The 8,333-nt window shown below is 32.4% G+C and carries 8 protein-coding genes and 1 pseudogene; all 9 read right to left on the bottom strand.

Annotation, left to right across the window (positions count from 1 at the left end):
• Window positions 1–76: 76 nt before the first annotated feature.
• Window positions 77–691, bottom strand: a complete 615-nt coding sequence (dgt, locus tag C7958_RS15265; RefSeq protein WP_111573530.1) for a dGTP triphosphohydrolase — start codon at window positions 689–691, stop codon at window positions 77–79.
• A gap of 33 nt (window positions 692–724) precedes the next feature.
• On the bottom strand, window positions 725–1,423 hold the full coding sequence (locus tag C7958_RS15260; protein ID WP_111573529.1) for a hypothetical protein: 699 nt from the start codon (window positions 1,421–1,423) through the stop codon (window positions 725–727).
• Between the two features lie 56 nt (window positions 1,424–1,479).
• Window positions 1,480–2,091, bottom strand: coding sequence for a hypothetical protein (locus tag C7958_RS15255; RefSeq protein WP_111573528.1), 612 nt, complete (start codon window positions 2,089–2,091; stop codon window positions 1,480–1,482).
• Between the two features lies 1 nt (window position 2,092).
• Window positions 2,093–2,326, bottom strand: a complete 234-nt coding sequence (locus tag C7958_RS15250) for a DUF2188 domain-containing protein (protein ID WP_111573527.1) — start codon at window positions 2,324–2,326, stop codon at window positions 2,093–2,095.
• A 74-nt stretch (window positions 2,327–2,400) separates the two neighbouring features.
• Window positions 2,401–3,882 carry an ATP-binding protein gene (locus C7958_RS15245; RefSeq protein WP_111573526.1) on the bottom strand — a complete coding sequence of 494 codons (1,482 nt, stop codon included), beginning with the start codon at window positions 3,880–3,882 and terminating at the stop codon, window positions 2,401–2,403.
• 208 nt (window positions 3,883–4,090) lie between these two features.
• Window positions 4,091–4,345: pseudogene (locus tag C7958_RS16170) on the bottom strand (diguanylate cyclase domain-containing protein); the annotation flags it as partial.
• Window positions 4,346–4,471: 126 nt separating this feature from the next.
• The gene (locus C7958_RS15235; RefSeq protein ID WP_111573524.1) at window positions 4,472–5,824 is read right to left on the bottom strand and encodes an FAD-dependent oxidoreductase; all 1,353 of its coding nucleotides are present in this window, start codon (window positions 5,822–5,824) and stop codon (window positions 4,472–4,474) included.
• A 260-nt stretch (window positions 5,825–6,084) separates the two neighbouring features.
• On the bottom strand, window positions 6,085–7,401 hold the full coding sequence (locus C7958_RS15230; RefSeq protein WP_111573523.1) for a glucose-1-phosphate adenylyltransferase: 1,317 nt from the start codon (window positions 7,399–7,401) through the stop codon (window positions 6,085–6,087).
• 224 nt (window positions 7,402–7,625) lie between these two features.
• On the bottom strand, window positions 7,626–8,333 hold a 708-nt coding region (locus C7958_RS15225), incomplete at its 5' end, for an ISL3 family transposase (RefSeq protein ID WP_111573522.1).

Genomic DNA, 8,333 nt, shown 5'->3' with positions numbered 1-8,333 from the left:
TGAAAGGAGCCCAAAATTCACTTTAATTTTTCCCTATTGGGTGGCTGTGAAAAAAACTTTGCAAAAACCGGGAATTTTAACTTGCAAAAAACACTTCCATAGTCGGTGGCTTTTCAGGATTAAATTTTTCTAAGTCATCAATATTTGTTTTTACTTCTGTATGTTTTAAGATACCCTCTCTTACTGCATATGTTAAATTTAAACCAGGTATTATTTTACCATCAATTTTAACTCCATGATATAATTTTTCAACAACCCAAACACTTTGAACATTATGTGAAAAGCCATCTATTTCCTTTAAGCTGTCATTTAATACTCTTTCACCTGCATGACCAAACGGTGTATGGCCTAAATCATGTCCCAAAGCAATTGCTTCAGTTAGATCTTCATTTAGATTTAATGCCCGTGAAATCTGTCGAGAAATTTGAGAAACCTCGATTGTATGAGTCAGTCTTGTTCTATTATGTTGATTATAAGGATCATTTAAAACCTGCGTTTTGGTACGTAATCTTCTGAAAGCATTAGAATATAATATTCTTTCAATGTCTTTTTGAAAACTGGTTCTATAAATATCTTCATTTTCAGGAATCCATCTTTCAGAAGCATAACTAACTGAATTAGTTGCCCTATCAGATAGATTTTCAGTTTCCCATTCTATTTTATCTTCCTTTACAAATAAACTATCTGACATTTTAATTTCTCCTCTCAAAATTCAATTAAACATTTATTCAATATTTTTTATATAACCTTTAAGCTCTTTTAAAAATTCTTTTTTAAAATCTGGAATAAGTTCTCTTATATCAAATTGGTATGAGTCTCGATCATTTTTTTCTTGTCTCTCATCAATTTCTAATCTAGTAGTATAAATAATACCAGACAACCTAAAGACAGCATCAATAAAGATATCTCTTGGAGATGAGTCTTCTAATTTTTTATATTCATTTAGATTATCACATTTATCAGAAAGTGATTGCTTATCAAAATCTATAAAATCAGCAGAATGAGCAAATGTGTTTCTCATTTTTCTTATCTGGTTTAACTCTTGCTTTGTCTTATAGCTAATTAGCCCAAGCATATAAGTTAGATCAATTTTTGAAGAAAAAGAGGATAAAAATCCATATTTATTAAACGGATCATCTTTTGAAGAAATATTTTTTATAAAATACTTTTTTAGTAAAAATTCAAGACTGTTTTCTAAATATGCAGCAGACATTAAAGCAACTCCTCTATCAGTTTCCTTTAATAATAAAAATTGAAATTTAAAAATATCTTCTGTTGCAGAATCAATTAAATGATCTAATTCATTCATTTTTAATATCTTAGCAATCACTTTCTCAAATATTTCAGACTGACTTATATTATTAACCTCTAAAAAACTTTCTAGTCCAGTTAAAAGAAGATCACTAATTGTGCTTTTATTCATTATAGAAAACTCCTTAATTATAAAAATGACTAAATTAAATCAATAATTTCTATATTCTATTCGCACCATTCTTTTATATAATATATATACTCTGGGATTGGCATCATATTTAACTCTTGATCATCAAAATTTTCATTCTCTTTTTTTCGTTTATCATAAAAATCAGTTGCAAAATCTGTAAAATTATACCATATTTGCTTCCCGCTAGGTATATCTCTTAATTCAACAGTCTCAATAAACCAATTCCTTACTTGAATAACTAATTTACTTGGATTATTTGAATGATCTTTTATATCAGACCCAGATAGATCTGATAAAGATTTCATGAAACGGTATCTTTCTTTTTCTAATATTAAACATTTCTTTTCTTTTAAATGATCATTAGCGAATTTTCTGCATCCTATATCTAATCCCAGCTCAAAGGGCATATTTTGTCTTGAAAACTCATCTTCATCTGGCTTTAACCTTGATAAGTCATGTATGCTGTATTTTGATTTCTTAATCAAATCACATATTTTATTAATTCGCGTTTCTCCTGAATCTGATCTCTCATTTGACAGCTTTGGAAAATATCCTAAAAAAACAATAGTAAATAGCATTGGTCTAAGCAAAGAATTATAATCATCATCAAAAGGGCAATTTATAAATATATTTCTTTCGTAACTCATCTTATTTTTTATCCTTTGGAGGATAAGGATCTTTACCATGACTTGCTTTTCTTTGAATTGTTCCATCTTTCTTGTGAATATAAAGTTCCGATTTTTGATTGCGGCTCACACTTCTAGCCCAACTTATTGCTGATTCTTTGTTATCAAAATGCTTTGATGCCCTAACAGAACCACCTCTCTTAACATTCCAGCCACCTTTAGGATTTGGAACAACATGATGTGATTTTTTTGCCATTATAATCCACCTCCCCAAAATTATTTTAATGATCAATTCAATTAATAAAATTCATATTTTCATTTTCTGTTTTTTTATTTTTTTCTATTTAAAATTTTTAAACATTTTTCTAATAAAACTTCATTATTTATTATTATTATATTTAGCTTTTTCCTAGTTCTTGTTAATATTTGAAAAAGCATTTTTGTCACATGATAATATCCTCTATATTCAGTTGCTAATTTTCCTTCTTTATTATAATGAAAATATTCATCAATCACTGCAACTACTTTATCAAATTCTTGACCAATAACTCCATGAGCACTATCTTCACCACATATATTATATCTCCTATATGGATAAGAATCTCGAGAAGGAGTATAATTTATAACTTTCCAGTCTCTTCTATTAAGTATATCTAGATATTTCTTGGCATCAGAATAATCAGAAAAATAACTGATCTCAATATTAGAATATTTCTGAGTAGGATTTATTTTAGATAAATCAAATAAGTTCTTAATAAATGAAGCAATTTCATTATTTGTTCGAATTTTTTCAGTTAGTTCATGCTTTTGTACTGGAACTTTATCTTCAATATATTCAGGAATGTTATTAAAAATCTCATTTCTGTGAAGACACTGCTTAGGGTCGTATGAAAAAATGCACTTTACATTAGTATCTTTTAAACTTTCCAAAATTCTATTTAATTGATTTTTTCTTATCCTTTGAATTTCATCTATAACAATAAGATTATAAGTTGTTAATTCATGCCGATCCACTTCTTTTATTGGAACAATTGGCCAAGAATAATTAGAATTAAGTCTATCATGACCTTCATTTAAATTTCCACAATGAAATATAATTACCTCTTTAGATTCATTAATATAATACTTAGCTATATCATATGTTAAAAGAGTTTTACCAGTTCCAGCAGCACCATAAATTGAAATATAACAAGGTTGAGTTGTGGGATTGTCTTCTAATATACTTTTTCTGATAGTTTCTTGATGATTTGTTAAAAAATACTTTCCTTCCACAAATACATCAGTTGAATTAAATGGAGAAACAAGATAATTAGATGGATCAAATAAGTTATCTATATTTTTTATCTTGGGGACCTCCTGTTGGATTAATTTATCAATTAGCTCATTTATATTTTGCTCAATTAGATTTTCAGCTTCATTCAAAGAATATAGTTTATTACTTTCATCAACATAAGTGTAATTGAAAGTTTCTTTATCCAAAAAGCTAAGATAATACTTATTTCTTTTCAATTGTTTTTCTATTCTTTCTTTTCCAGTATATATTTTTTTTAGTTCTATATTAATAACATTATTATTTCCAATTCTCAAAAGGTCAAACTCTCTACTAATCTGTGGGATAGAATATCCAACGAAAAAATTTTCAAATATCTCCAAATCATTATGACATCTCTGGATATTTTCAACTAGTGAATATAAGTCATCTAGTTCATTATCACTGATTTTCACAGAATAGTTATCTAAATAATTAGAAAGAACTTCTATACTTAAATCTTTTTTTGCATCAATTAAGGACAATAAATTTAAAGACTTCAAAATGACCTCCCTTTTTAATAAGCTCTTTTACATATTTCACTTAATTAATATATCACAAATTACTTTCAATAATATATTTCTTGAAATATATTATTTTTCCTTTATCTATAAATCGACAAAATTTTCATTTTTACACCCCGTAACATAATAAAGCTGAAGTTATATATTTAAAACTCCAGCTCTGTCATATCATATTTAATTGTTTTTCTTAACATCTACCTGCAAATTTTTGTTCATACATCTTTCTATCAGCTTTATTATAACATTTTCTAATGTTTTTGATACTATAGTTTTGAATATTACAATCTGCCGTTTCAAAGTCCATAGCAGTAGTTAAAGGTAATGGTAAATCTTCAATCTTATTATCTTCTTCTACCCTCTTTAAAATCCTGGCAGCAACCTCTTCTGCTTTAGAATAATCAATTTCTGATAAGATAATTGCAATTTTATCTCTACCAATTCTAGCAGCGACATCTTACCTAATTTTTAATTGCCTCTTCAGCTCTTTTGATATATCTATCCCCCAGGCTGTGACCATAATTATCATTCTGTCAGATTTAGTTTTCAATCTGTAAAAATTATAATATAACTAATCTAGAATAAGCTCAAGCTCCTGGACAGCTTTTTGAACTGGATCCCAGGGACTGCTCAGCGGCGGAGTATAGCTTAAATCAAGCTGGCTGAATTCTGCACAGGTCATTTCATTATAAATCGCAGCTGAAAATATATCGATCCGCTTCGATATTTCAGCCCTGACATTGCCGAGTATCTGGGCTCCCAGGATTCTCCCGCTTTTGCTGTCTGCAATTACTCTAAGATAGGTTTTATATGCAGGTGGATAATATATTTTATGATCCCGGGCCTCGATTTCAACCGTCCGGGGTTCAAAACCGGCCTTTTCTGCTTCAGCCAGGTTAAGCCCAGTTCTGGCGACGACCTGATCAAAAAGCTTAATTGATTGAGTTCCGATAGCTCCAGCAAACTCTTCTTCTCTGCCACAGATATTACTGCCGATAATTCTGCCGTGCTTGTGGGCAACTGTACCCAGGGCATAATGCTTATTTTCGCCGCTGAGATAATTAAAACTCTGAACACAATCTCCCCCGGCATAAATATCTTCAATATTAGTTTCCAGTCTGCTGTTAACACTGTAGGTTCCATCATCATTAAGCTCTAACGAAGTACCTGCAGCTAATTGACTGTTGGCCTTCGTTCCAACAGAAATAACCACCGTGTCTGCAGCAGCAGAAAAACCCTGACTTCCTTTTATTATCAGTTCACCGTCAGATTTTTTGATTTCTTTAACTTCAGTATTTAAAATAACCTTAACTCCATTTTCTTCGAGCTTATCCTTAATTCTTTTTCTAAATGAGCTGCAAACTGTGCTCAGTATACTATCTAAAAATTCGATTACTGTAACTTCCAGACCGCGCTTTGTCAGGGCATCTGCCATCTCAAGCCCGACATAACCCCCACCTACAATTACAGCCCTGCGGGGATTTTTTTGAGTAATAAAGTTATCAAACTCAACTGCATCCTGCATCCACCTCATAAAAAATACTTCATCCAGTTCCAGCCCTTTGATTGGGGGTTCTATATTTATGCCGCCGGTTCCAAGCACCAATTTATCGTACTTGATCTCTCTGACACCATCATTATTTTTAATTAATATCTTTTTTGCCTCAGGCAGTATTTTTTCTACCCTGGTTTCTAAAAGCAGTTCCAGACCAGCCTTTCTTAAATCACTCTTTTTCCGGTGAGCAAGATCCTGCCACTTCTCAACCTCACCACCCAGAAAAAATGGTATCCCGCAGATACTAAAATTGGGGAAATTATTATCAGCAATAACTAATGGCTTAATCGACCTGTCAAGTTCTCTTATTCTTAAGCCAGTACTTATCCCTACATCACTGGCCCCTACAATTACTATTCTGCTGTTCATTTAATCAGCCCCCTTTAAATTAATAGTCCACCTCAGGTTAATTTTATCATATCTGGATACTAAAAAAGAAGCTAATTAATGTTAACTTTCAGTAAAATCTGAAAGCTGCTAAAAACAAAAAAAACACTGCCGGCACTTAATTTTAAGTGTTAGCAGTGCTTTTAGCAGTAAACTTAATTTCTAAACTGGATTGCTTTAAGATTAATATCAAAATTTACAGACTCTGGCTTAATATCCTATCAGAGCAGAATCCTTAAAAATTATTTGTTTAATTCTTCAATTTTTTCTTCATCACCTGCGGTTATTTTTTTACCAAGCTCAGAAGTAATGGTGCTGCCACTCGGAATATTGTTAGCATCAAAACTGGCTTCTGTTACATAAGAAAACACCCGGCAGTTTCGTCCCATAATAGTTCCTGCGGGAATTTCAGCTCTTTTAGCAATAATGTTTAAACCATTCTGCAGCAGATCAGGTTTTTCCGCATTGGGGGAAAAATCGTCACCCTGGCCAATCTGACAGTTCTCTTTAATTTCTACCTCTTTATCTATAACTGCTCTTTCAATTACTGTACCACTTCTAATTACAGTATCATTAAGAATTACGGAATCTCGAACAGCAGCTCCCTGTTCAATATAAACTCCGGGGCTGATTATAGAGTGGTTAACCAGCCCGTTAATAATTGCACCATTAGAAATCAGACTGCAGGAAACCCGGGATTCTTTACCAAACTTTGCCGGCGGTTTCTCTTCACTCCGGGTGTAGAATCTCCACTTCTCAGAATAGAGATTTAATTCTGGCAGATCTGCTGTCAGATCCAGGTTAGTTTCCCAGTAAGAATCCAGTGTTCCTACATCTCTCCAGTAACCATAGTACTTATATACATATACTTTCTGTTTTTGATCATCTATCATTGGCGGAATTATATGATGGCCAAAATCGGATCTCTGGTTGGTGCAGTTTTGTCTTAACATATCCAGCAAAACATCTGTTTTGAAAACATAAATACCCATCGAAGCGAGGTTACCCGGAGGATCTGCAGGTTTTTCTACAAACTCAGTAATTTTCATATCTTCCTGATGAGCCAGAATACCATAACGACCTGCATCCTGATAATCAACAGGCTGGGCGGCTATTGTTAAATCTGCTCCTTTTTGACGATGAAAATCTAGCATCTGATCATAATCCATCTCATAAACATGATCACCAGAGAGAATAATTACATTTTCTGGATCATCATTTTTAATAAAACTGATATTTTTATAAACAGCGTGAGCAGTGCCCTGATACCAGTCATCAGCTCCCAGGTTTCCTTTAAATGGCTGTAAGATTGTCAATCCACCCTTCTTCCTGTCGAGATCCCAGGGCTTTCCAATTCCAATGTGTTTATTGAGGGAATGGGGCAGGTACTGAGTTAAAACACCAACATTATAAATATTCGAATTAATGCAGTTGCTGAGAACGAAATCAATCAGTCTAAACTTCCCTGCAAAAGGAACTGCAGGTTTAGCTCTGTGTGCTGACAAAATATCCAATCTGCTGCCTCTGCCGCCGGCCAGAATCAAGGCTAAAGTTTTCATTATATCCCCCTTTTGGATTTTGCCCTTTAAAAGTTTCCAGATACTCAATGGAAAACTAACTATAAACCGATATTTTTGAGGGAATCAACCCGGTTTAATAACTATTGCAAATAATTAATTCAGCTCAATATATTCTTTAAATAATTTAGGTTCTTTCACAAATGTTGTGAAATCTAAATAGCACCGTTTGAATCGTGTTATCTCTTTTATTTTTTTAATTGCTCTTAAATACTTAGCAATGATAAATATACTCGGTGTTTTAAGTTTTCAACTTTGGGAACACCGTAGCCAATTCTTTTAATTAGTTTGATTTTGTTGTTTAAACCTTCAGCAAATCCGTTGGTTATTCTAGTTTTAAAATAGTTAATAATATGCTGTTCCCACCGTTTTACTGTTCCTTTAGCTCTATAGAAAAGATTTAATTTGGCCTGGCTAACATTTTCATACCAGTGATTTAAAGCTTCAAGAGATTCTTTAACATCAGGTATTTGGAGAAGATCTCTAAATTCTTCTTTTAACTCCCATGCTTTTTCTAAAGCAGGAGATAATTTAAAGATTTCTATCAACCGCTGATGGCCGTCATCATCAAGATCTTCACCAGCCATCAGAAGGGTGAGTCTTGATTTATAGAACTTCTTTCTATTGGCAGCAGTCTGTTTATCTTGCTCCTCTATTCTCAGCGTATCTAATGCATTATTGATAGCTGTAACCAGATGGAACTTATCAACTACTATCTTAGCGTTGGGAAAAACAGTTTCTGCAACAGCTTTATATGGGCTCCACATATCCATGGAGAAATACTTGATCTGCTCCCGCAATTTCTCAGGCCAGGTATTGAAGTACTCAATTAAATCATCTTTTTTTCTAGAAGTTAATATATCAATTAGTTTACCATTAATCGGATCAGTTAAAGCGACAGCATATTTATGTTT

Origin of the sequence: Halanaerobium saccharolyticum (assembly GCF_003259895.1) — a bacterium.
Taxonomy (GTDB): domain Bacteria; phylum Bacillota; class Halanaerobiia; order Halanaerobiales; family Halanaerobiaceae; genus Halanaerobium; species Halanaerobium saccharolyticum_A.
This window is presented reverse-complemented; position numbering and strand designations above follow the sequence as displayed.

Coding starts and splice junctions, on each gene's coding strand:
- C7958_RS15250 (WP_111573527.1), bottom strand. CDS start 2,326: ATGGCAAAAAAATCACATCATGTTGTTCCAAATCCTAAAGGTGGCTGG.
- C7958_RS15230 (WP_111573523.1), bottom strand. CDS start 7,401: ATGAAAACTTTAGCCTTGATTCTGGCCGGCGGCAGAGGCAGCAGATTG.
- C7958_RS15235 (WP_111573524.1), bottom strand. CDS start 5,824: ATGAACAGCAGAATAGTAATTGTAGGGGCCAGTGATGTAGGGATAAGT.
- C7958_RS15255 (WP_111573528.1), bottom strand. CDS start 2,091: ATGAGTTACGAAAGAAATATATTTATAAATTGCCCTTTTGATGATGAT.
- dgt (WP_111573530.1), bottom strand. CDS start 691: ATGTCAGATAGTTTATTTGTAAAGGAAGATAAAATAGAATGGGAAACT.
- C7958_RS15260 (WP_111573529.1), bottom strand. CDS start 1,423: ATGAATAAAAGCACAATTAGTGATCTTCTTTTAACTGGACTAGAAAGT.